Source organism: Daejeonella sp. AP26 (assembly GCF_056680515.1).
This window is the reverse complement of record NZ_CM155286.1, coordinates 2,813,035-2,837,209: the sequence shown is the minus strand read 5'-3', so window position 1 is coordinate 2,837,209 and position 24,175 is coordinate 2,813,035. Positions and strand designations below refer to the sequence as shown.

Here is a 24,175-nt window from a genome sequence, read left to right as displayed (position 1 = left end):
GGTTTTTTAATTATGTCAAAGATCATAAGTAAGATTGCAGTAATTGGGGGTGGAAGCTGGGCTACGGCAATAGTTAAAATCTTATCCGATAATCTTGTCAAAAAGGAGATCTTTTGGTGGATGCGCAGTCAGGACGCAATTAACCATATTCATCAATTTAAGCGCAATCCTAATTACCTCAGTTCAGTAGAAATAAAGGTTCCTGGATGTAACATCAGTTCAGACATTAAAGAGCTGATATCAAAATCAGATGCGATTTTGTTAAATGTGCCAGCTGCCTTTTTGAAGGAAGCTTTAACAGGCGTTACTGCTGATGATCTGAAGGGAAAAAAAGTAATATCGGCTATTAAAGGTATTGTGCCAGATGAAAACCTGATCATTGGCGAATTCATGAACCAGAAGTTTGGTGTTCCCCTGGAGGATGTATTAATCATAAGCGGTCCTTGTCATGCGGAAGAAGTAGCTCTCGAAAAATTATCCTACTTAACCATCGCCGGGAGAGATACAGAGGCGGCCGCCTGTTTTGCCGGTATGATGAATACCCGCTATATTAAAACAACCATCTCAGATGATATTTATGGAACTGAGTATGGGGCGGTATTGAAAAATATATACGCAGTAGCCAGCGGAATTTGTCATGGAGTTGGATATGGTGATAATTTCCAGGCAGTATTGATCTCTAATGCCATCGGAGAAATGCAAAGGTTTGTAGATGCAGTGCATCCTATTGACCGCGATATTAAAGAATCGGCATACCTGGGCGATCTGCTGGTAACGGCTTACTCTCAGTTCAGCCGCAACCGTACTTTTGGTAACATGATCGGTAAAGGCTATACGGTAACATCTGCGCAGCTGGAAATGAATATGATTGCTGAGGGTTATTATGCTGCCAACTCCATCCATCAGATAAACAGGCAGTACAAGGTGAACATCCCTATTTGCCGGGCGGTCTACGCCATTATTTACGAGAGGCATTCTCCTCAAATCGAAATGAAGCTGCTTGCAGAGCAGCTATCCTGATCCATTTTTCTTAAAACTTAAACATAACCCCTGTTGTTATCCCTGAAAAATAAAGACAGCCATGAATAACTCAATTAAGATTTTAGGAATTATTGCGGGAGCCGTTGGTGCTGCCGCCCTCATTACGCGAAAGAGACCTGACGGTACCAGTATGTTTGATGATATTGCCGATGCTACAAGAGGCTGGGGAGATAAATTGGTGCAGTACGGCGGTCAACTTAAAGACAAGCTGATGCCGGAAATGAAAGGACCTGACGGCGAAAGCGTGTTTTCTGATATGTACGGTCGTAACTACTACATGACTCAGGAGAACACAAGAACTTATATAGACGCTTAGAAGTTAAGACTCTAAGAGTCGGATATTCACCTTCAGCTGTCACAGCTGTGTTAGTAGATACCCGCAACTAAAAAGCGACTACAACTGCAGAATTAACATAAACAGCGATCAAGCCATTCCAATTATATTTTTGGGATGGCTTTTTTATGCGTTTACTTTTCATTTAGCTCAGGATCGGCTTCAGCATATGTCAAGAAACGACCTAATGCATATCAGTTTATTGAATCCATTCGACCTCTTCAAAGAAGCCTCCCTGCCGGGTTTAGGTTCTATTTAGCTTCTCTACATTCTTCCTTAGGGATTAACTGTAGTTTCCTGGTAGATTTCTACTAGCTGACTAATACGAAACTACTAGGAAAGTACTAGGAAACCCCTACTAAACCCGAACTTGGACAGGCTGTCTTATTCCATGTTATAAAATGTTAATTCATTCACTCAAAAGTCAACTAAACGGCCTTTTAGCTGACCAATAAAGAAGCAGAGCTGTTTAGAGCTGAATAGGCTTATAACTTCGATTGCCGGATTTCAGCCAGCCAGCAACCATTGCTTTTTGTATCTCGTATTAGCAAACATAATAAGAAAGGAAAACTTTAATTTTAATTCAGTTTTACCTAGGAACTATAAAATATGCCTTAAGGTGAAGTTTTGCGAATGTGTTTCCAGTCTATTTAATATTTTATTAAGAAAACTGAGCGAATTATTTGCAAAACGGTAACACTATAATTACATTAGAGTAGTAAACTGACTTGTAAAAAGTGAAGGTAGTTTGCGGAAATGGGCAAGGATGATCTTATCAAGCTTTTCAAACCTTCCTAAACGGTGGCTTGCATTCACAGATCAGCACAGTTTTGAAGTTTAATTGAAATCAGTTAAATGCAGTTGAATTGCACGCATTTAGAAAAGGAGGTAAAAAATAGAACTTAAATAAGATTGAATTATCTATAAATCAAACACCAACCAACCACTAAACAAGAAATATATGCTTCACTATTTACTACACATTCAAAAAAGGATCGTGTCCCTGACAATGTTGTGTATGCTGATCTCGCTATTCAGCACCGCTCAAACAAAAATTACAGGTAAGGTTCTGCAAGGAGAAGATCGACAGCCGGCAATAGGTGCTTCGGTTGCCGTTAAAGGTACCAGTACCGGTGTCTTAACAAGTGCCGACGGGAGTTTTTCCCTATCTGCAAAAAGCGGGGATATTCTGGTGGTATCCTATATTGGATATCAAACTACTGAGATCACGGTAGGATCTGAAACTACCTATACCATAACCCTGAGACCAACCACTACCGCATTAACAGAAGTTATTGTAACCGGTTACTCATCTGAAAGGAAGAAAGACATTACCGGTTCGGTTGCTGTTGTTGATGTTGAGCAGATGACTTCGGTGCCATCGGGTTCAACCTCTCAATTATTGCAGGGGCAGGCATCAGGGGTTACTGTAATAGGTCAGGGCTCCCCTGGTTCCCAGGCTAATATCCTGGTTCGTGGGGTGTCGTCATTTGGAAATACTCAGCCACTTATTATAGTCGATGGGGTTCAGGGTAACCTTAATGACATTAATCCTACTGATATCGCATCGGTACAGGTTTTAAAGGACGCTGGCTCGGCTTCTATCTACGGGGTTCGTGGATCGAACGGAGTAGTGGTGGTAACCACAAAGAAGGGAAAAGCGGGAACTCCTAAGTTAAGTTATGACTCCTACTACGGGGTTCAGCAACCAATTTCTGGTAATGTCTGGAATTTGATGTCTCCAACTGAACTGCAATCCGTTATTTCAAAGGTGAATCCTAATGATCCTATCTTTGGCAAAGGACTTCCGGAATTCCTCTACATGAATAACGCTAACGGTAAGGGCGGATATGGAAGGCCTGGCGTTGCCGGTGATGATCCGACCTTATACGATCCTTCAAATTACCGGTTTGATGCTTCCAACGTTTATGCAAATTATCAAATTGCACAAGTGAATAGGGCAGGAACCGACTGGTTTCATGAGATATTTAAGACAGCTCCGCAGCAAAGCCATACACTTACGGCAAGCGGAGGCGGTGAAAATTCAAGTTATTTGTTTTCGGCCAACTATCTTGATCAGCAGGGCACACTTATAGAAAGTTATTTAAAAAGATATGCTGTCCGTGTTAATACCTCCTTTAATTTGGGAAGCCGAATTCGGGTTGGCGAAAATGCTTACCTATTCAACCGGAGTAATCCCGGGATTGCGTCAGGCAACCAGGATGAGGGGAATGCTATTTCTTATACCTACCGGACTTACAACTTTATCCCGGTTTATGATATTAAGGGGAACTACGCGGGTACACGTTTAGGCACCGCTGAAATCGGCCAGGCAGTAAATCCTGTTGCCCAAATGCGAAATACTTCATCTAACAGGCAAAATAACTGGGATATTCAGGGAAATATGTTTGCCGAGGTGGATATTATTACCGGGCTTACCGCACGTACAAACTTTGGCGGAACGATTAATAATAATTATTATTCAAATTTTGGTGTAACCCCGTACTATAACAGGGAGGGCTTTGACAGTCCAAATACTTATCAGGAAAACGCGCTATATAATAGTAACTGGACCTGGACGAATACGTTAAGCTACACCCGGACTTTTGGTGAAAGTCATTCCTTAAAACTATTGGCCGGAACTGAAGCTGTTAGTGGATATGGCAGGCAGGTAGGAGGAAACGCCAATGGTCTTTTTTCGACTAATTTCAATTATTTGATTTTAGCTAATGGAACCCGAGATTTAACTAATTACAGTCAGGTTAATCAAAACAGTAAACTTTTCTCATTATTTGGCCGTGCAGATTATGCGTTTGCCGACAGATACTTATTAGGATTGACCGTTCGTCGTGATGGTTCATCAGTTTTTGGTCAAAACAACCGTTATGGTGTTTTCCCTGCGGTTTCATTAGGTTGGAGAGTAAGCGAAGAAAGCTTCTTAAGAGATGTAGCCTGGCTGGATGACTTGAAATTGAGAGGCAGCTGGGGTAAAATGGGATCATTTGTCAATGTGAACTATCAAAATGCATTCACACTCTATGGAACGGGACAGGGTCAGGCCAATTATGCTATCGGCGGTGGAAATAATTCCATTTCTCAAGGCTTTTATCAAAGTGCTGTGGGGAATCCGGACACTGGTTGGGAGGAAGATGTCGTCTCCAACGCGGGATTTGACGCAACTTTTCTGAATAACAGGCTTACGTTTTCTGCGGAGTGGTATCAGAAAAAAATCAATGGTTTATTGTTTCCACAGGCTTTGCCCGCATTAGCCGGGGGAGCTACAGCGCCAACGGTTAATTTAGGTGATGTACGGAATAATGGATTAGATTTTTCTGTGGGATACAACGCAGATCCGAGTAAGGCTTTCAAGTATAGTGTCTCTGCGAATGTAACGACCTATAAAAATGAGATTATAGATGTTCCCGGTGGATTTTTTGATGCCTCAAATTCACGTTTGGGTTTTCTTGTTCGAAACGCTGTGGGACATCCCGTCAGTTCTTTCTTCGGATATAATGTAGAACGTTTATGGCAGAACCAGGAGGAGATAAATGCTGCAAACACAGCGCTTAGAACATCAAGCGGGAATCCGACTGCAATTTATCAGGATGCTGCTGCCCCAGGTCGATTTAAGTTTCAGGATGCAAATGGTGACGGTGCGATAAGTCCGGATGACAGAACCTTTTTTGGGGATCCAAACCCTGATTTTACTTACGGTATAAATCTGAATGCGAGCTTTAAACAGTTTGATATATCAACACTGCTTTACGGTTCGGAGGGTAACCAGGCAATTAATTATATTCGTTACTGGACTGACTTTCTGGGAACCTTTCCAGGAGGGAAAAGTAAGGCTTTACTGAATGCCTGGACTCCGACTAATACTAATACGAATGTTCCAATTGCCGAGGTTGCGGGTAATGCAAGTACCTCCGGGTTTTTCAATTCTTACTACCTGGAAGATGCTTCATTTCTCAAGATGCGTTCCTTACAGATTGGATATACTCTGGCACCTAACGTGTTAAGTAAAATAGGAATTGACAGGTTCAGAGTTTACCTACAGGGAGCAAATTTGTTTACCATCACTAAGTATTCGGGAATTGATCCTGAATTAACTCCATCGGCAAATAACTTAGTAAGCGGACAAGGTACTGCAGCTTTTGGTATTGATTATGGGAATTATCCAAATAATCAGAGGAGCTATCTTATTGGAGTTAACGTATCATTCTAATTCAGACAGTGATAAAAAAAAGATTATGAGAATTTATAATTATAAAGCAATTATAGTTTGCCTGGCTGTTTTAACTATCTCAGCAAACGCATGCAAGGAGAGCTTTTTGGAGACCGAACCTATGGGGCCTTTAAGCGAGTCTACTTTGGCTACCAAAGCAGGGGTCGATGGCCTTTTGATTGGAGCTTACTCAATGCTTGATGGTGTTTACAACGGGAACGGCAATCCTTTGGGACCCTGGGAGTCTGCCGGTTCCAACTGGATCTATGGAAGTGTAGCTTCCGATGATTCGCACAAAGGTTCAACCTATGGTGATCAGCCGGAAATTGAAGTAATTGAAGGATATGCATCCACGTCAAATTTAAATCACTTCAACTCAAAATGGAGAGCCGTTTATAATGGAGTACAGCGCGCAAACGATGTGATCCGGATTATGAGAAAGGCCACTGATATTACTCCGGAAGACACTGTTCAGATTGTGGCAGAAGCCCGTTTTTTAAGAGGATTCTTTCATCTGGAGGCAGTTAAGATGTGGGGGGCAGTGGTTCCGTATGTGAATGAGGGTGTGACGTATGAAAATGGAAATTATAACGTTCCTAATGATGCTTCGATACTGCCGCAAATACAAGCAGATTTTAAATTCGCAGCCGATAATCTTACACCCACTAAAGCACAGTTGGGCCGTATTAATTCATGGGCAGCTAAGGCCTTTCTTGGGAAGGCACTAATGATGGACCAGAAGTACAGTGAAGCTATTCCGGTTTTAACCGAGGTTATCACTTTGGGAGCAACCCCCGCCGGCGTTAAGTACGACCTGTCACAAAGCTACCTGGCTAATTTCGATCCTTCCACTCAAACCAATTCTCCCGAGGTAGTGCTGGCTTATCAGTCGTCCACTCAGGATCAGGCGGGTGGTTGGAATGGCAATGCTGGCGACGCATTGAATTTTCCTGGAGGAGGTCCGGCAAGTTGCTGCGGATTTAATCAGCCTTCATTTGATCTGGTTGACGCATATAAAGTTGATGCGGTCACTGGATTACCACTATTAGATACTTACAACGCAACTGATCTTAAGAATGACATGGGTATTAAGGGAAATGAAGCTTTTACCCCTACAACTGAACCGATTGATTCTCGGCTGGACTGGACAGTCGGCCGAAGAGGGATTCCCTATTTAGACTGGGGAGTTCACCCGGGAGAAAGCTGGATTCGCGGTCAGGCTTCTGGCGGTCCCTACAGTCCTAAAAAGAATATTTACATGAAGTCAGCCCAGGCGAGCACCAGCGATTTCTATGCAGGTTGGGCAGCCAATCAAACTACAGCAAACAATATTAATTTGATGCGCTTTGCTGATGTTTTATTATTGGCTGCTGAGGCTGAAGTAGAGGCAGGAAGTCAGGCAAAGGCAGAACAATATGTAAATAGAGTGAGAGCCAGAGCTGCAAGGCCTGAAAGTATGGTTTATACTTATGTAAATGCTAACGATCCTTCCAAAGGATTTACAAACACCCCGGCTGCCAATTATAAAGTAGGTCTTTATACCGGTCAAATTACAGCTGGCTCTAAAGACTTTGCACGTAAAGCTGTCAGGTTTGAGAGACGATTGGAACTTGGAATGGAGGGTCATCGCTTTTTTGATCTCCAACGTTACGATAAAGTAAATCCGGGGTATATGGCTGCCGTCTTAAACGCATATATAGCTCATGAGACATCCGTGCCGCGTTTTGGTCCTGAGTATCAAATTTTAAAAGACGCTCAGTTCAAATTAGGACAGGATGAGGTGTTTCCGATACCTCAGGCTCAAATTGACCGTAGTGCGGGGACATTAAAACAGAATCAAAATAAATAACAATTTATTTAATATATTAGATTTAGGGTAGAGACATGTCTCTACCCTTTTTTATAAACTATACCCGCACGAATGAAGGCTATACCGTTGAAATATTTTTTTTTAATTCTAATTGTTCTATGTTCATGCGGGAAAAAGAAAGTGTTCGAATCAATTGCATCATCCCATTCTGGCATTCATTTTAAAAATGAGATTGTAGAAAGTGATTCAATTAACCCCCTCGATTTGGTGAATATTTACAATGGGGGCGGGGTTGGTGTCGGCGATTTCAATAACGACGGGAACCAAGACCTTTATTTTACCGGAAACATGGTTCCTAACAAACTTTATTTAAATAAAGGTAACCTGAAATTTCAGGATATCACTGATCAAGCCCAGGTATCAGGTAACGGAAAATGGAGTAGGGGAGTTTCCGTGGTAGACCTTAATAATGATGGCTGGCAGGATATTTATATTTCTGTAACTCTGTCCAAGGATCCTGTGAAGCGGGAAAATCTCTTATATATAAATCAGGGTAAGACGACAGATGGAATTCCACGATTTAAAGAATTGGCCCGGGAATACGGATTAAATGATTCGTCACACTCTACAATGGCTAACTTCTTTGATTATGATAACGATGGTGATCTGGACATGTATCTGGCGGTCAACGAAATACTACCTACACAGAACCCCAACAAATTCCGACCAACAAAGACTGATAATTCACATCCGAGCACAGGCAGGCTGTACAGAAACGAATGGGATTCTTCGCTGAAGCATCCTATTTTTAAAAATGTATCTCTTGAAGCCGGAATTACTATTGAGGGTTACAGTCATAGCGCCAGCATTGCCGATATAAATCTGGACGGCTGGAAAGACATTTATGTATCTAATGATTTTGTGACCAATAATGTTCTTTACATAAATAATAAGAATGGAACCTTCACAGACCATTCAAGAGAATATTTCAAACATACTGCGGCAAATTCAATGGGGCAGGATATCATCGACATAAATAACGACGGCCTCTCCGATATTATTGAAGCAGACATGAATCCGAAGGATAATCTCCGGAAGAAAATGATGATGAGCGCTAACAGCTATCAAACCTATCAGAACTTTGATTATTACGGATACCAGTACCAATACGTTAGAAATACCCTTCAATTAAATCAAGGCCCCCGGGTCGTTGAAAATGATTCACTGGGAGCTCCAGTATTTAGTGATATTGGTTTTTTAAGCGGAATTGCAGAAACCGATTGGAGCTGGACGCCGGTGGTATCCGACTTTGACAATGACGGTTTCCGGGATATCATCATCACTAATGGATATCCGAGAGATGTGACCGATCATGACTTTATAACGTTTAGAAACCAGTCATATTCTATTGCCTCAAAGCAGCAAATCCTTCAGCAGGTGCCCATTATTAAGATAGACAATTATGCTTTTCGAAATAAAGGAGATCTAACTTTCGAAGATGTGTCTGAAGATTGGGGGCTGAAGGTGCCTAGTTTTTCTAATGGCGCCGTATATGCTGATCTTGATAATGATGGTGATTTAGAGGTTATTATCAATAATATTAATGATGAGGTGCTATTGTATAAAAACTCTACGATTGAAAATAAAGAAGATAACCATTACTTAAAGATTAAGTTTAGTGGTTCGGAATCAAACAAGAATGGATTAGGTGCCTGGGCGGAGATTTATTATGGGAATGGTAAGAAACAAGCCTATGAAAATACCCCTTACCGGGGATACCTTTCTACCATTCAGGACATTGCTTTTTTTGGTTTAGGTTCGCATGAGATAATAGATTCGGTAGTAATACGGTGGCCAGATTTAAAAAAGCAAGTTCTGAGCAATGTAAAGGCAGATCAAGAATTAAATGTCAGCATAAAAAATGCTGAGGCCTTTCAAAAAAGTAGTCCTTCGTATGCAAATAATTCCATCTTTAAAGAGATTTCTGCCTCTCTCGGGATCAATTATGAGCATCAGGAAAATGATGAGGTCGACTTCAATGTTCAGAAATTACTTCCTCATAAATTCTCTCAATATGCTCCGGCACTTGCTGCAGGTGATATAAATGGCGATGGACTTGATGATATGGTTATCGGAGGTTCATGCTCGCAGGGAGCCCAGGTTTTTATTCAGCAGCCAAACCAGCATTTTATTCAAAAGGCTTTGGTGGATCAAGAGGAGTCTAAAGCTTGCAAAGGACAGGATTTGGGGATCTTATTATTTGATGTTGACAATGACCACGATCTTGACCTGTATGTTGCCAGCGGAGGCTATGAGCAAGCGGCTAATTCACCGTCTTACCAGGATAAATTATATGTGAATGATGGAAAAGGTAATTTTACTCTTACTGTGGGTGCCCTACCAGGTAACCTGAGCAGCAAGCTTTGTGTCAGATCAATCGACTATGATAAGGATGGCGACTTGGACTTATTCGTTTCCGGAAGGGTTGAGCCCTGGCAATATCCAAAACCTGTTTCAAGCTTTATTTTTAGAAATGATACAAAGGAGGGTAAGCTCAAATTTACCGACGTGAGCAATTCAGTAGCTCCTTCCCTTCAAAATGTAGGTCTGGTATGTGATGCTATTTTTAGTGATTTTGATAACGACGGCTGGCCGGATCTTATACTTGCCGGGGAATGGATGCCTGTGAAATTTTTAAAAAATGAAAAAGGCGTATTCAAAGACGTCACCGATGATTCGGGAACTAAGGGGATGACAGGCTGGTGGAATACAATTGCTCCGGGTGATTTCGATAACGACGGCGATACGGATTATATAATTGGCAATCAGGGTACAAATACTTTTTACCGGGCTTCAGAGAAATACCCTGTTTTTATTACTGCAAAGGATTTTGATAATAATGGGAGCTATGATGCTATTCCGTCATTGTTCTTACCTGATCAGGAGGGTGGAATGCAGGAATTTCCGGCTCATACCCGGGACGATATGGTAAAGCAGATCATCGGTATGCGGACCAAGTTTCAGAACTATAAATCTTACGCCGTGGCGACCATGGACCAGATATTACCTGAGGATCAGCGAACAGGAGCGCTGCGGTTAAGTGCAACTAATTTTCAATCAAGTTATTTCCGTAATGAAGGGAATGGAAAATTTTCTGCTGTTGCACTTCCTGCGGAAGCCCAGGTGTCTGTGTTAAATGGTATCATAGTAGAAGACTTTACAGGTGATGGAAATTTGGACGTAGCTATAAATGGAAATGACTTCGGTACTGAAGTGTCTGTAGGGCGCTATGATGCTTTAAACGGCCTGGTATTAAAGGGTGATGGGAAAGGAAACTTTAAGGCGTTATCGATCTTGGAAAGTGGTATGTTTATTCCTGGCAATGGGAAAGCATTGGTGAAATTGAAGCGCTCGGATGGAGGTCTGTTAGTTGCAGCCAGTCAAAATCGTGGAGACCTGAAAGTATTTTCCCTCAAAAGGACTACAAAACAAATTGGGGTACTTCCTGACGACGTAAGTGCAGAAATTAAATATAAGAATGGGAAGACTCAAAAAAGAGAAATCTATTACGGCTCATCATTTTTATCTCAATCGGGTCGGTTTCTGGATGTTGATAAGAACGTGACCTCAATTATGGTTACAAACAGTAAAAATAAAACCCGTAACATACTGGAAAACAATGCGGCGCTCTGAAACAATATTACACATAAAGCCGAATTTAGCGCAAGTATATAACTGCTAATACCGGGTCTATGGTCCTGCGCTCCGAATTACTCACAGTTAAGTACTATTCTCTAATGAAAATCAAAACTTTACTAGTTCTATCGTTTTTCGCTCTATTGGCTGTATCCGCTTGCAACAACAAAAAGGCTAATAGATTATCAGATACCGAGATCCTTCATCAGAACCAAGATCAGTTAACGCAGGTGATTATTTATGATGTATTTTCTCCGCCGGTAGCGAGCCGTATATACGCTTATTCTTCACTGGCATCTTATGAAGCTATCCGTTTTGCGCAACCAGGGTCAGAGTCTTTTGCTACGCAGCTTAATGGTTTTAAGCCTTTGCCGGAACCCGAGAAAGGCAAAGAATATGATTTCACTCTTGCGGCAATAAAGGCCTTTTTTACCGTCGTACACAAGGTTGTATTTTCACTGGATTCCTTAAAAGCTTATGAGGATCGGGTTTATACTCAATTTAAAGATTCCCTAAGTGAAGAAACCTACGACAGATCGGTGATGTTTGGCGATTCCATTGGCAAGGTAATTTTAGCAAGGTCGTACTCAGATAACTACAAGCAAACTCGTGGAATGCCTAAGTATTTAGGGGCAAAGGATCCGGGTAAGTGGCGACCTACTGCTCCGGATTATTTCGACGGAAATGAGGCGTATTGGGGTTCAATTAAGCCTTTAACCCTGGATTCTGCTGAACTGGCTGATGCTCCTATAATGAATAACATCGAGTTTAGCTTAGATTCCAAAAGTGATTATTATAAAGAGGTGATGAATTTGTATAAAATCACGAACAACCTGACAGAGGAGCAGCGACAAATTGCAAAATACTGGGATGATAATCCATTTGTTATGGAGCACGCTGGACATATGATGTTTGCAAATAAAAAAATAACCCCCGGAGGGCACTGGATGGGGATAACAGCCATTGCCAGCAGACAATCAAACGCTGACGCTGTTAAAACAGCCAAAGCTTATTCTGCTGTAGCAGTTGCAATGTATGATGCTTTTATATGTTGCTGGAGTTTAAAATATAGAACCAACTCCGTTCGCCCGGTCACGGTTATTAATGAGTCTATTGACGAACAATGGCAGCCTATGCTTCAGACTCCTCCTTTCCCCGAGTTTCCAAGTGGTCATAGCACAATTACCCGGGCTGCCGCTGATGTTCTGACCCGCATATTTGGGGAAAACTTTGCCTTTGAGGACACCAGCGACTTAAAATACATTGGGATGAAACGAAGTTTTAAATCATTTGTACAAGCAGCAGATGAAGCTTCTATCAGCAGAGTGTATGGAGGAATACATTATCCGTTCAGTGTAGATGGAGGATCAAAAGAAGGCAAAAAGGTGGGTGAGCAGGTTATTAGGAGATTGAAATTATAAGCAATTTGCTGCCATATATGTCTGTCCGTCTTTTAATAATCAGACTCAGCTATTGTTGTGTTGTTTTGTTTCTCCTCGTGAATGTATGCTATTTAAACAGTTGTACTTCTGGCAATAACAGAGTTAAAGATGCCGAAACTGTGGAAGGCGAGCAACTTGTGCAAAAGCATTGTACCAGTTGCCATGTTTCGGTCAGTCCGGATTTGCTGAGTAAGGATATCTGGGAAAACAATGTTTTACCTGCTATGGGTAAAAAGTTGGGTATATCAACATGGTCCGGTCAGTACTTTCAGGAAGATATTCATTCCGGTATATCTATAGTTGACTGGCAAAAGATTGTCAATTATTTCGTAAGGAATTCTCCTCGCGAACTGCCCGTAAACAAATCCATTAAGCCCCTTGTCCGCAACGACTTCTCAATTGAACGACCGGTTGCATTTGATACATCCAACGTTGCCTCGACTACAATGGTTAAGTTCAATGCCAGTCAGAGTACAATTTATACTGCAGATATTTTATCCCGAAGTTTGTACATCTGGGATAATAACTTGAAACAGGTGACTAAGCAAGCGTTTGAATCGCCTGTTGTAGACGTTTCCTTTTTTGATGATGAAAGCAGTAGACGAAGGGAGGATCTGATAACCTGCATCGGCATAATTAATCCGGTAGATAATCCCAGGGGTAAAATATTAAAAACAACGGATGGCAATTTAACAACACTTTCGACGGTGGCAGAAGCACTTCCAAGACCCGTCAATAGCCTGACAGCTGATTTTAACAGAGATGGCTTGACAGATGTAGTCGTTTGCGGGTTTGGAAATACGGTGGGTGGCTTGTATCTGCTGACGCAGTCAAAGGAGAAAAAATATTCAAAAACCACCTTAGCTTCAAGAGCAGGCGCTACTAAAACAACTATTGGCGACTATAATAAAGATGGATGGCCTGATATCATGTGTTTATTTGCGCAGGGAGATGAAGGAATCTGGATGTATCTGAATGATCAGAAAGGTGGGTTTAAATCTGTTAATTTGCTGCGGTTTCCACCTGTATATGGTTCAAGCAGTTTTCAGTTAGCCGACTTTAATAAGGATGGTTTTGAAGATATACTTTACACAGCAGGCGATAATAGCGACTTTTCAAGAATATTGAAGCCATATCATGGGATTTATATTTTTACGAATAACGGAAAGAATCAATTCAAAGAAACCTTCTTCTATCCTATTAACGGCTGTTCTAAAGCCATTGCAACCGATTTCAATAAGGATGGTAACCTGGACCTTGCAACCATCGCTTTCTTCTCCGATTTCAAGAATAATCCGCAGGAATCATTTATGTATTTGATGCAGAGTAAGCCCGGTCAATTTACGGCATATACAGCTCCTATAGAAAGAATGGGCAAGTGGATCTGCATGGATATTAATGATATCAATAGGGACGGATATCCAGACGTTATATTAGGGAATTTTTCAATTGAAGGATTCAATCAGGAAGGGGTGAAAACCTCCTGGGACATGAAAACTCCTTTCATTGTACTAAAAAATCAATTTAATAGCCAGTAAACTAAATGTGTTTACTACTCAGTATGGAATTAACAACTTAGCAATCTATTTTAACCTTTTAGCAGATTTTTGCAAATTGATCACTGAAAATATCAGATATTGTTACTGCAGTAACTTAATTGTTAATTATGAGCGAAAATACGTTTGATGCCATCGTTATCGGGTCTGGAATCAGTGGTGGTTGGGCTGCTAAGGAACTGTGTGAAAAGGGTTTAAAAACTCTAGTGCTTGAGAGAGGCAGGAATGTCGAACACCTGCAAGACTACCCAACAAGTACAAAGAATCCCTGGGACTTTCCACACCATGGAAGGGTTCCAAATGTGACGAAAGATGCCAACCCGATTGCAGATAAATGTTATGCTTTCAGCGAAGCTACCGAACATTTTTTCGTGAAGGACAAAGAGCATCCCTATATTCAGGATAAACCGTTCGACTGGATACGCGGATACCAGGTTGGGGGTAAATCATTGCTATGGGCCAGACAAGTTCAACGATGGAGTAAATTTGATTTTGAGGGGCCTGCCAGGGATGGCTTTGCAGTTGACTGGCCAATAAGATATCAGGACCTTGATCCATGGTATAGCCATGTAGAAAGCTTTGCAGGTATCAGCGGTAATAAAGACGGACTGGAGACCCTTCCTGATGGTGAGTTTTTACCCCCCTGGGAGCTAAATAAAGTTGAAAAAGCAATTCAAAGTGGCATCAGGTCTAACTATAAAGATCGCTCAGTGGTAGTTGGCCGGTGCGCCCATTTAACCGAACCTAAAGAGATTCATTTACAGCAAGGAAGGGGAAAGTGCCAGGCAAGGAACTTATGTGACCGCGGATGTCCTTTCGGCGGTTATTTTAGTTCAAATTCTTCTACAATACCCCATGCACAAAAAACTGGAAATCTTACCCTCCGTCCAGACTCTGTCGTCCATTCAATTATCTATGACGAAAAAGCGGGTAAAGCAAGCGGCGTTAAGGTTATTGATGCGCACACCAAACAGGTGACTGAATACTATGCTAAGATCATTTTTGTAAATGCAAGTACGCTGAATACCAATCTTATTCTGCTAAATTCCAAATCCGACCGCTTTCCTCAGGGCCTTGGAAATGATAACGGCTTACTGGGAAAATATATCGCTTTCCATAATTACAGGGGTTCAATAACCGCAAACGTTGAAGGCTACCTCGACTCCTATTATTATGGACGCAGGCCTACTTCTGTCATGATGCCGAACTTCAGGAATGTGTACAAGCAGGAAACGGACTTCCTTCGCGGATATATGACATTTTTTACTGCAACCCGCGAGGGCTGGGGGCACCAGGTTTCGGGGAGCCAAATAGGGGCTGACTTTAAAGACGCTGTTTCAGAGCCAGGGGGATGGGGTGTGTATATGATGATGCAAGGTGAAACGATACCGAAGAAAGAAAACCAGGTTCGTTTAAGTGAAGATGAGAAAGATGAATGGGGAATACCTTTGTTAACAGTTTCTGTTGATTACGACGAAAATGATGAGAAGCTATTGAAGGATTTCTTAGAACAAGGTGCTGAAATGCTCGAAAAAGCCGGCTGTACAAATATTCAGCAACATGATAGCAAGCAAGCTCCAGGTCTGGATATTCATGAGGTGGGAGGCGTGAGAATGGGAAGAGATCCAAAAACATCGTTGCTCAACGGATGGAACCAGTTACACTCCTGTTTAAACGTTTACGTCACTGATGGTGCCTGCATGATTTCCACGGGCACCCAAAACCCTTCACTGACTTTTATGGCTCTTACAGCCAGGGCGGCAAATCATGCTGTTGAAGGATTTAAAAAGGGAAATCACTAAAGTTTTAGATACCTCACCTTGAGGATAGACCTAATAATATGAATGGAAACTTCAAAACTCTTCAACAAAATTACCGGCAAGCTTTAATGACATTTTTCATCAGTGTGATCACCTGCCTTTCCTTAAGTAGCTTTGCTCAACCTGCGCCTGCTAAGAGCATACCCGAGTTTACATTTTATAAAATGAATGGCCAGTCTTTTTCAAGAAAGGACCTGACAAAAAGCAAAAAGCCACTTATTATTTTTTTCGATGTAACCTGTGATCACTGTCAGAATGAATTGAAGGCTATGTCTGAACGGGTTGAAGAATTTAAAAAAGCACAGTTCTACCTTGTGTCGATGGACAACGTCCCCGCTATAGAGTTGTTCATGCAGAAATATGCCTCAAAGATGGCTAGCAGGTCAAATGTAACCTTACTTACAGATCTCCATAAGCAGTTTATTACACGCTTTAAGCCGGTTCAATACCCGGCTACCTTTGTGTATGGCACTGACTGGAAGCTTATCAGATACTTCGGGCAAAACAGCAAGATGACAGATATTATCAGTGCTGCCAACAAGTAGGATATAGCATAAAAAAAGCCCCTGATATTCAGGAGCTCTTTTCATTTAAAATATTTATTAACTGCGTCTGCGTCTATCGCCACCACCGGCGCCGCCTTCACGACGTGGACCGGATGATGTGCTGCTGCTGCCACGGTCTTCACGGCGTTTGCCTGAGAAGTCACGGAACCCGCCACCCTCACGACTTCCACCGCCTTCGCGACTTCCGCCAGTACGGCCACGGTAACCACCGCCGCCACCACTGCGTTCACGACTAAAACCGCCACGTTCACGACTGCCGCTTTCACGTCCGCCGCCACCGCCTTCGCGGTCGCCAGCTAATTCGATACGCACATCACGTCCCTGGTAATCAACAGTTTTGAAAGCTTGCTGAACCTGGTCTGCTACTGAATCTTCAACTTCAAAGAAGGTAAATACCCCCTTAAGGTCTATTTTACCAACACTTTTTCCGCTGATCTTTGCATTATTGCAAATAAAACCCAGCATATCGCCACGGGTGAAATCATCTACCGAACCAAGGTTCATGAATAAACGGGTGAAGCCGGCACTGGTGCTTGATTTGAAAGCACGGTCGCCACGTTCACCTGTACGTTCTTCCTGAGCAGCGTTAAGATCAGGTGCTTTAGAATAATATTCAAGGAAACGGTTAAATTCTAAAGAAGCAAATCGTTTAATGATGTCTTCTTTTTCCAGATCTTTAAATTCATCCATAATGCGCGGGATGTATTGTTCGATCTGCTCTTCGTTCACCTCTACATTATGTACTTTGTGTATCAGTGCGAATAATTGTTTTTCGCAAACATCGAAACCGTTAGGAATTTCACCTTTAGTGAATTGTTTTCCGATGGTGCGTTCGATGTGGCGGATCTTACCAAGCTCTTTGGAATTAATGATCGCGATGGAGATTCCCATTTTACCGGCACGAGCAGTACGACCGCTACGGTGGGTATAATTTTCAATCTCATCAGGTAATGAATAGTTGATCACGTGAGTAACGTCGTTCACATCAATACCACGCGCAGCTACGTCGGTTGCAATTAATAATTGCAGATTACGCTCGCGGTAGCGCTTCATTACTTTATCTCTTTGTTGTTGCGAAAGGTCACCATGCAAAGCATCCGCATTATAACCGTCTTTAATTAAAGATTCAGCGATTTCCTGAGTCTCAATCTTAGTACGGCAGAATACAATACCGAAGATCTCCGGGTTGAAGTCAACAATACGTTTAAAAGCTGCGTACTTATCGCGGGCACGCACAACATAGTATTCGTGTGATATATTAACGTTACCGGTATTTTTAGTACCCATAGTTAACTCGAACGGATCTGTCATGTATTTTTTCGCAATACGACGAACCTCAGTCGGCATAGTTGCCGAAAACAACCAGGTTTTCTTATCATCCGGAGTGGTTGATAAAATCTGGTCAATGTCTTCCTGGAAACCCATGTTTAACATCTCATCTGCTTCGTCCAATACTACGTATTGAACCTGTGAGAAGTCAATAGCCTTGCGGTTAATGATATCAAGCATACGGCCTGGTGTGGCCACTACAATTTGTACGCCCCGCTTGATCTGGCGTAACTGGTCTGAAATGTTAGCGCCTCCATAAACAGCCACAACGTTAACGTTCTTCATGTTTTTGGAGTACTTATTAATGTCGCTGGTGATCTGTAAACACAGTTCACGCGTTGGACAAAGAATAAGCGCTTGTGGATAATTTTCTTCGAAATCGAGTAACTCGAGTAATGGCAGGCCAAATGCTGCCGTTTTACCGGTTCCGGTTTGAGCTAATCCGACAAAATCGTTGCTGCCTGAAAGTAATACCGGGATGGCTTGCTCCTGGATCGGTGAGGGTTTTTCATACCCTAGTTCAGTAATGGCATTAACAATATCATGACGGATACCCAACGTACTAAATGGGTTCATGATAATCTATAAAACCCAACGTAATTGTTGGGCAGGTGCAAAGGTATGGAAAATTTAACAGCTATTTAAATAAAATTTTGTCGCCTAACTTATTGAACCTGACAGTAATAGCAATACCTATAGCTTAGGGTATTTGATTTGAGGGTGTAAAGGGGACACATTACCGAAGTCTGTCAGCAGATCTCACCAATTTTTCGTCATTCCGGATGCCTCTTAATGCTAAAATAATAAACAATATAGCCAGTGAAGGAAGAATAACACCAATTCCGTAATTACCCAATTGCAGGGTAATATTTCCCAGCACATCTTTGGCTGTTTGTACTAACCAGAAGCTGTAAGCCAGAATGGCGAGGATGGTTAAGTAGCAGACATTTATTTGTTTCTTACGATTTCTGTAGAAAAATATAATAGCAAAAGGAAGCAAGCCTAAAATTACTGTTGCAATAGTTAAAGCTAAAAAAGGTTCAGTTTGCACTACCTGGCCATTTACGTCCTGATATACGCCGGTTACTTTAAGCGCTTTGGCGGTGCCGTCGGCGTTTAAAACCTGTAAATAGGGGAATAAGAATAAGCTGAAAATTGCAGCGGTTGCGAAGAAAAGCCAGATAGTTTGAACTCGTTGAAGCATCTTATTTTTGAAATTTAAGCAAATATAGAAATTCGCATGTCTTACAAACAATACGGTTAATTATCTTTGTGGCTTGAACCAAAAACGCAGATATTTTATCGAAATCGCTTTCAACGGCACCGCTTACCATGGCTGGCAGATTCAGAAAAATGCTGTCAGCGTACAGGAGCTTCTCAATAAGGCACTAAGTACCATTTTCAGGCAAAGTATTGAAACAGTAGGTTGTGGCCGTACGGATACCGGCGTACATGCAACTCAGCTCTTCGCGCATTTTGATTTAGATCAAGGCTCAAGCGAGATAGAAGGAGACCATATTTCTGTAGCCCAGAACTCCAGAATAATTACCAGCCTTAATTCAATCCTTCCCTATGACATCGCTGTTAAGCGTATCATTGAAGTGAAAGCCGATGCGCATGCACGTTTTGACGCGGTGAAGCGTTCGTATAAGTACCAAATACATTTCGATAAGGACCCTTTCAAGCTTGGCTTTTCCTGGCTTTTACGCGATAAGCCTGATATAGCTTTAATGAACGAGGCTGCGGCACTTATTATGGAATATCGCGATTTTAGCTCCTTCAGTAAGTCGAATTCCCAGACTTTTACCAACAATTGCAATATCAGATCTGCTGAGTGGAAGGTAGAAGGGGATGGGATGATTTTTTACATTTCTGCTGACCGTTTTCTCCGGAATATGGTTAGAGCTATTGTAGGGACTCTGGTGCAGGTCGGTCGCAAGGAGATGCCACCTGAAGATATTCGCAAAATTATTGAGAGTCAGGATCGCTCTAACGCCGGTATGTCTGTTCCTGCCTGTGGATTGTATCTTACGGAAGTGACTTACCCTTATATCAGGTAAGAATTAAGAATATGAATTGAGAAAAGTAACATCTAATACTTAACCTTCAACCCCCAACCCCTAAAACCTAATACCTAAAAACCTAACACCTACCAATGGCAAAAGTAACAGGGAAAGCTCTGGATGTAAATTTACTCGCTAGAATCTTCAAATATGTGAAGCCATATAAAAGCATCTTTATATGGTCGGTACTGCTTACAATTGCCCTGGCAGCGCTGGCTCCTTTGCGTCCTTTTCTGGTTGAGTATACACTTGATAAATTCATTCTCGAGAACGATAGCTCAGGACTGGTCCGCATGACGCTCATCATGATTGCTTTACTATTGGTGCAAACGGCGGTGCAATACTTTCACACCTTTCTTACTAATATCCTGGGTCAATCGGTAATCAAGGATTTGCGGGTAAATGTATTCAACCATATCAGTAGCCTTCGCCTAAAGTATTTCGACAAAACACCCATAGGTCAACTGATCACCCGCACCGTATCAGATCTGGAAACCATTGCTGATATTTTCTCTGAAGGACTGATCGTAATTATCGGTGATATACTTCAGGTGGCTGCAATTATTGCATTCATGCTCTACACTGATTGGGAACTGACTCTCATCGTATTAATTCCGATGCCTTTTTTAATCGCTGCCTCATTGGTATTTAAGGAAGCTATTAAATCAGCTTTCCAGGCAGTGCGGACGGAAGTATCCCATTTGAATGCCTTTCTACAGGAGCATATCACTGGTATGAGCATCATCCATTACTTCGGACGAGAGAAGCAGGAGATGGATAAATTTAAAAAGATCAACGCCCGGCATCGCGACGCGCATATCCGCTCTAATTGGTATTACTCGATCTTTTTCCCCGTAGTTGAAATAATCTCAGCGCTTTCTTTGGGATTACTGGTTTGGTATGGATCGAAATCTATACTTGAAAATGAAATATCGCCCGGTGTAGTAGTTGCTTTTATTATGTACATCAACATGCTCTTCAAGCCCATCAGGGAGCTTGCCGATAAATTTAATACGCTACAGATGGGAATGGTAGGAGCTGAGCGTGTATTTAACGTGCTCGATACCCAGGAAGTGACCGAAAACATGGGGACTTTAAAACCTGCTTCTTTGCAAGGGAAAATAGAATTCAAAAACGTGTGGTTTGCTTATAACGATGAGAATTGGGTTCTTAAAGATATCTCCTTTACCGTAATGCCCGGTGAAACTTTGGCTTTGGTAGGGGCAACCGGTGCCGGGAAATCATCTACAATAAATATTTTAAACCGATTCTATGAGATTAGCAAGGGAAGTGTAAAAATAGACGATATTGATATCAGGCAGTATGAACTCGGGTATCTCAGAGGCCGCATTGCCACGGTTTTGCAGGATGTTTTTCTTTTCTCCGATACGGTCGCCAATAATATCAATTTGAATAACCAAAATATTACCCGTGACCGCCTGGTTACGGCAGCAAAGGATGTTGGTGCCCATGAGTTCATTGAGCGTTTGCCGGGCGGATACGATTACAACGTGATGGAACGGGGCGCTACCTTATCCGCAGGGCAGGCTCAGCTGATCTCCTTCATAAGAGCGCTTGTGTATGATCCTAAGATTCTTGTTCTGGACGAAGCCACGTCATCAGTTGATACTGAGACTGAAGAACTTATTCAGAATGCGATCAACCGCTTAATGGAAGGCCGTACGTCCATTGTTATTGCCCATCGTCTGTCCACAATTCAAAATGCCGACAAGATTATCGTTTTAGATCATGGCGAAATAAAAGAAGTAGGCTCACACCAGGAGCTGCTCAAATTGAAGGGCTATTACAAGCGCTTATATGACCTGCAATTTAGCTCAGAAGGCATCAGATGAAATTTGAGAGTTGAGACTTGAGATGTGTGACTTGAGAATTAGAGATAGGACATATAGGGCATTAAGATATTGATGCCAATCGGGTATCTAATGATACTGGAAATATGAAACTATTATCTGATATTTCAGCTACCTCTTCGGTCTCTCATCTAACATCTCAAATCTAACGTCTCAAGTCTCCCATCTCATATCTAAATACTAACGACTAACTACTAAATACTATTTGCCATTTAAGCCTATTCTCTTAGCTTTGCGAAACAAAAAAGCAAGCTATGAGTGTTCTGGTTAATAAAGATTCAAAAGTAATAGTACAGGGTTTTACTGGCAACGAGGGCACATATCATGCTTCGCAGATGATTGAGTACGGCACTCAGTTAGTTGGTGGTGTTACACCCGGAAAAGGTGGTCAGACCCATTTAGACAAACCTGTGTTTAACACAGTGGCTGATGCTGTTGTTAAAACCGGCGCTGACGTCTCGATCATATTTGTTCCTCCCGCCTTTGCGGCTGACGCCATTATGGAAGCGGCCGAAGCTGGTATTAAAGTAATCGTATGTATCACCGAGGGTATTCCTACCAAGGATATGATCCAGGTGAAAGAATATATTTCAGAAAGAGACTGTCGTCTAATTGGTCCGAACTGCCCGGGAATTATTACGGCTGATGAATCTAAAATCGGCATCATGCCTGGTTTCATCTTTAAGAAAGGAACCGTAGGCGTTGTCTCTAAATCAGGAACGTTAACTTATGAAGCAGTTGACCAGGTGGTTAAAGCCGGTTTAGGGATCACTACAGCTATCGGTATTGGTGGTGACCCAATCATCGGAACCACAACCAAAGAAGCTGTAGAATTGCTCATGAATGACCCGGAAACAGAAGGTATCATCATGATAGGTGAGATTGGGGGCGGCATGGAGCACGAAGCAGCACTTTGGATCAAAGAAAACGGCACCAAGCCTGTTGTTGGCTTCATCGCCGGACAAACTGCGCCTCCGGGACGCCGTATGGGTCATGCAGGAGCTATTGTTGGTGGTGCTGACGATACAGCAGCTGCTAAAATGAAAATCATGCGCGAGTGTGGTATCCGTGTTGTTGAATCACCTGCAGAAATCGGTGAGGCAATGGCAGAAGAATTGCAAAAACTAGCCTAGTACTCGAATATTTATTACTTTATATTGAAAAGACCTGCTCTAACAGCAGGTCTTTTTTTGTCCGGAATTTCTGAAATCTGCTTTTCCAGCAATTACTAAGTCTGGTAATGGCTGTGGTTTAAGGCGCTTTGGAGAGAATTTGGTCTCGGCTAGGTTTCCTAGTAGTTTGCTAGTAGTTTCGTAGTAGTTTGCTAGTAAGATTTGACTAGGAAACTACTAGAATCTTACAAGGAGTTGCTAAGCATCAAAAGCGTAAGTATTTCTCAGCCGCTGACCTGGCATTTACAAGCTTAATTACATGTAGTTGACTTTGTATAAAACGGAAAGGGATGTAAACTCGTAGGTATGTTATAACTTTATAAAAATGAAAACGACCATCTATCTTATTGCTTTATTCTTACTGACATCAGTCAATGTTTCCGCACAACAGGTTCCGGCAAAAAAGGTGGAAAAAAAGCAACAGGGCAAGACTGAATATCGGAAATTAACTGCCGAGGAAGAAAGTGTGATTGTGTATAAGGGAACTGAAAGGGCCCACACAGGTAAATACACCAATAACACGGCAAAGGGTGTTTACCTGTGCAAGCGATGCAGCAAACCACTGTATACTTCAGAATCGAAGTTTAAATCAGATTGTGGCTGGCCTAGTTTTGATCAGGAAATTAAAGGCGCGGTTAAACGGGTGCCAGATGCAGACGGGATGCGGACGGAAATCATCTGTTCAAACTGTAAAGCTCATCTAGGCCATGTATTTATTGGTGAAGGCCTGACAGCGAAAAACACCAGACATTGTGTTAATTCGATTTCAATGGTTTTTGTACCAGCTAAGAAATAGGCCAAACATACTATCTGTTATATTATTATCAACCCAAACCGTCTGGTAATCCAAATGTTGTCCTTGTAAAGAAATAATCGAAATGAGCTATAATAAATTAACCCCCGAAGAAGAATATGTGATCCTGCAAAAGGGGACTGAACGGCCTTTTACTGGTGAGTATACCAATACAAAAGAAGCGGGGACCTATATTTGCAGGCAGTGTGACACGCCATTGTACAGGTCGGATGATAAGTTTGAATCACATTGCGGATGGCCTAGCTTTGATGATGAAATTCCGGGGGCTGTAAGGCGCGAAACCGACCGTGACGGAAGCCGTACTGAAATTCTTTGCGCCAACTGCGGGGCCCACCTGGGTCATGTTTTTGAAGGTGAACGGTTCACTCCCAAAAATACGCGCCACTGTGTTAACTCCATCTCTATGAAGTTTGTACCCGCTCAATAAAAGAGAAGT

General features: G+C 42.1%; 16 protein-coding genes. 14 read left to right on the top strand and 2 right to left on the bottom strand.

All coding sequences use genetic code 11. The annotated features are described in order from the left end of the window. Positions 1–12 precede the first annotated feature (12 nt). From AC1MCB_RS12105 to AC1MCB_RS12065, 9 genes are all read left to right on the top strand, one after another. Positions 13–1,020: an NAD(P)H-dependent glycerol-3-phosphate dehydrogenase gene (locus AC1MCB_RS12105; protein WP_479964980.1), complete on the top strand. Its 1,008-nt coding sequence runs from the start codon at positions 13–15 to the stop codon at positions 1,018–1,020. Between the two features lie 61 nt (positions 1,021–1,081). After that, the gene (locus AC1MCB_RS12100) at positions 1,082–1,357 is read left to right on the top strand and encodes a hypothetical protein (protein WP_479964979.1); all 276 of its coding nucleotides are present in this window, start codon (positions 1,082–1,084) and stop codon (positions 1,355–1,357) included. Positions 1,358–2,336: 979 nt separating this feature from the next. After that, the gene (locus tag AC1MCB_RS12095) at positions 2,337–5,600 is read left to right on the top strand and encodes a SusC/RagA family TonB-linked outer membrane protein (RefSeq protein ID WP_479964978.1); all 3,264 of its coding nucleotides are present in this window, start codon (positions 2,337–2,339) and stop codon (positions 5,598–5,600) included. A gap of 25 nt (positions 5,601–5,625) precedes the next feature. Continuing rightward, the gene (locus AC1MCB_RS12090) at positions 5,626–7,449 is read left to right on the top strand and encodes a RagB/SusD family nutrient uptake outer membrane protein (RefSeq protein WP_479964977.1); all 1,824 of its coding nucleotides are present in this window, start codon (positions 5,626–5,628) and stop codon (positions 7,447–7,449) included. 72 nt (positions 7,450–7,521) lie between these two features. Continuing rightward, positions 7,522–11,103, top strand: coding sequence for a VCBS repeat-containing protein (locus AC1MCB_RS12085; RefSeq protein ID WP_479964976.1), 3,582 nt, complete (start codon positions 7,522–7,524; stop codon positions 11,101–11,103). 104 nt (positions 11,104–11,207) lie between these two features. After that, positions 11,208–12,527 carry a vanadium-dependent haloperoxidase gene (locus AC1MCB_RS12080; protein WP_479964975.1) on the top strand — a complete coding sequence of 440 codons (1,320 nt, stop codon included), beginning with the start codon at positions 11,208–11,210 and terminating at the stop codon, positions 12,525–12,527. A 140-nt stretch (positions 12,528–12,667) separates the two neighbouring features. Next, on the top strand, positions 12,668–14,086 hold the full coding sequence (locus AC1MCB_RS12075; RefSeq protein ID WP_479964974.1) for an FG-GAP repeat domain-containing protein: 1,419 nt from the start codon (positions 12,668–12,670) through the stop codon (positions 14,084–14,086). A 128-nt stretch (positions 14,087–14,214) separates the two neighbouring features. Next, a complete protein-coding gene (locus tag AC1MCB_RS12070; protein ID WP_479964973.1) occupies positions 14,215–15,906 on the top strand; it encodes a GMC oxidoreductase in 1,692 nt (563 codons plus the stop codon). Positions 15,907–15,944: 38 nt separating this feature from the next. Then, on the top strand, positions 15,945–16,469 hold the full coding sequence (locus AC1MCB_RS12065; protein ID WP_479964972.1) for a peroxiredoxin family protein: 525 nt from the start codon (positions 15,945–15,947) through the stop codon (positions 16,467–16,469). 57 nt (positions 16,470–16,526) lie between these two features. On the opposite strand, the gene AC1MCB_RS12060 is transcribed toward AC1MCB_RS12065, so the two are convergent. Both AC1MCB_RS12060 and AC1MCB_RS12055 read right to left on the bottom strand, forming a co-directional pair. Further along, positions 16,527–18,395: a DEAD/DEAH box helicase gene (locus AC1MCB_RS12060; protein WP_479964971.1), complete on the bottom strand. Its 1,869-nt coding sequence runs from the start codon at positions 18,393–18,395 to the stop codon at positions 16,527–16,529. Between the two features lie 160 nt (positions 18,396–18,555). Further along, the gene (locus AC1MCB_RS12055) at positions 18,556–19,023 is read right to left on the bottom strand and encodes a DUF4293 domain-containing protein (RefSeq protein ID WP_479964970.1); all 468 of its coding nucleotides are present in this window, start codon (positions 19,021–19,023) and stop codon (positions 18,556–18,558) included. Positions 19,024–19,096: 73 nt separating this feature from the next. Between AC1MCB_RS12055 and truA the strand changes: the two genes are divergently transcribed. From truA to AC1MCB_RS12030, 5 genes are all read left to right on the top strand, one after another. After that, positions 19,097–19,879, top strand: a complete 783-nt coding sequence (gene truA / locus AC1MCB_RS12050) for a tRNA pseudouridine(38-40) synthase TruA (protein ID WP_479964969.1) — start codon at positions 19,097–19,099, stop codon at positions 19,877–19,879. Between the two features lie 95 nt (positions 19,880–19,974). Beyond that, complete coding sequence (locus AC1MCB_RS12045) at positions 19,975–21,735, top strand: ABC transporter ATP-binding protein (protein ID WP_479964968.1); 1,761 nt, start codon at positions 19,975–19,977, stop codon at positions 21,733–21,735. Between the two features lie 272 nt (positions 21,736–22,007). Further along, positions 22,008–22,886 carry a succinate--CoA ligase subunit alpha gene (sucD, locus tag AC1MCB_RS12040; RefSeq protein WP_479964967.1) on the top strand — a complete coding sequence of 293 codons (879 nt, stop codon included), beginning with the start codon at positions 22,008–22,010 and terminating at the stop codon, positions 22,884–22,886. Positions 22,887–23,250: 364 nt separating this feature from the next. Next, complete coding sequence (locus tag AC1MCB_RS12035) at positions 23,251–23,721, top strand: methionine-R-sulfoxide reductase (protein WP_479964966.1); 471 nt, start codon at positions 23,251–23,253, stop codon at positions 23,719–23,721. A gap of 82 nt (positions 23,722–23,803) precedes the next feature. Continuing rightward, on the top strand, positions 23,804–24,166 hold the full coding sequence (locus AC1MCB_RS12030; RefSeq protein WP_479964965.1) for a methionine-R-sulfoxide reductase: 363 nt from the start codon (positions 23,804–23,806) through the stop codon (positions 24,164–24,166). Positions 24,167–24,175: the final 9 nt, after the last annotated feature.

Coding starts and splice junctions, on each gene's coding strand:
- AC1MCB_RS12105 (WP_479964980.1), top strand. CDS start 13: ATGTCAAAGATCATAAGTAAGATTGCAGTAATTGGGGGTGGAAGCTGG.
- AC1MCB_RS12100 (WP_479964979.1), top strand. CDS start 1,082: ATGAATAACTCAATTAAGATTTTAGGAATTATTGCGGGAGCCGTTGGT.
- AC1MCB_RS12095 (WP_479964978.1), top strand. CDS start 2,337: ATGCTTCACTATTTACTACACATTCAAAAAAGGATCGTGTCCCTGACA.
- AC1MCB_RS12090 (WP_479964977.1), top strand. CDS start 5,626: ATGAGAATTTATAATTATAAAGCAATTATAGTTTGCCTGGCTGTTTTA.
- AC1MCB_RS12085 (WP_479964976.1), top strand. CDS start 7,522: ATGAAGGCTATACCGTTGAAATATTTTTTTTTAATTCTAATTGTTCTA.
- AC1MCB_RS12080 (WP_479964975.1), top strand. CDS start 11,208: ATGAAAATCAAAACTTTACTAGTTCTATCGTTTTTCGCTCTATTGGCT.
- AC1MCB_RS12070 (WP_479964973.1), top strand. CDS start 14,215: ATGAGCGAAAATACGTTTGATGCCATCGTTATCGGGTCTGGAATCAGT.
- AC1MCB_RS12065 (WP_479964972.1), top strand. CDS start 15,945: ATGAATGGAAACTTCAAAACTCTTCAACAAAATTACCGGCAAGCTTTA.
- AC1MCB_RS12060 (WP_479964971.1), bottom strand. CDS start 18,395: ATGAACCCATTTAGTACGTTGGGTATCCGTCATGATATTGTTAATGCC.
- AC1MCB_RS12055 (WP_479964970.1), bottom strand. CDS start 19,023: ATGCTTCAACGAGTTCAAACTATCTGGCTTTTCTTCGCAACCGCTGCA.
- AC1MCB_RS12045 (WP_479964968.1), top strand. CDS start 19,975: ATGGCAAAAGTAACAGGGAAAGCTCTGGATGTAAATTTACTCGCTAGA.
- sucD (WP_479964967.1), top strand. CDS start 22,008: ATGAGTGTTCTGGTTAATAAAGATTCAAAAGTAATAGTACAGGGTTTT.
- AC1MCB_RS12035 (WP_479964966.1), top strand. CDS start 23,251: ATGAAAACGACCATCTATCTTATTGCTTTATTCTTACTGACATCAGTC.
- AC1MCB_RS12030 (WP_479964965.1), top strand. CDS start 23,804: ATGAGCTATAATAAATTAACCCCCGAAGAAGAATATGTGATCCTGCAA.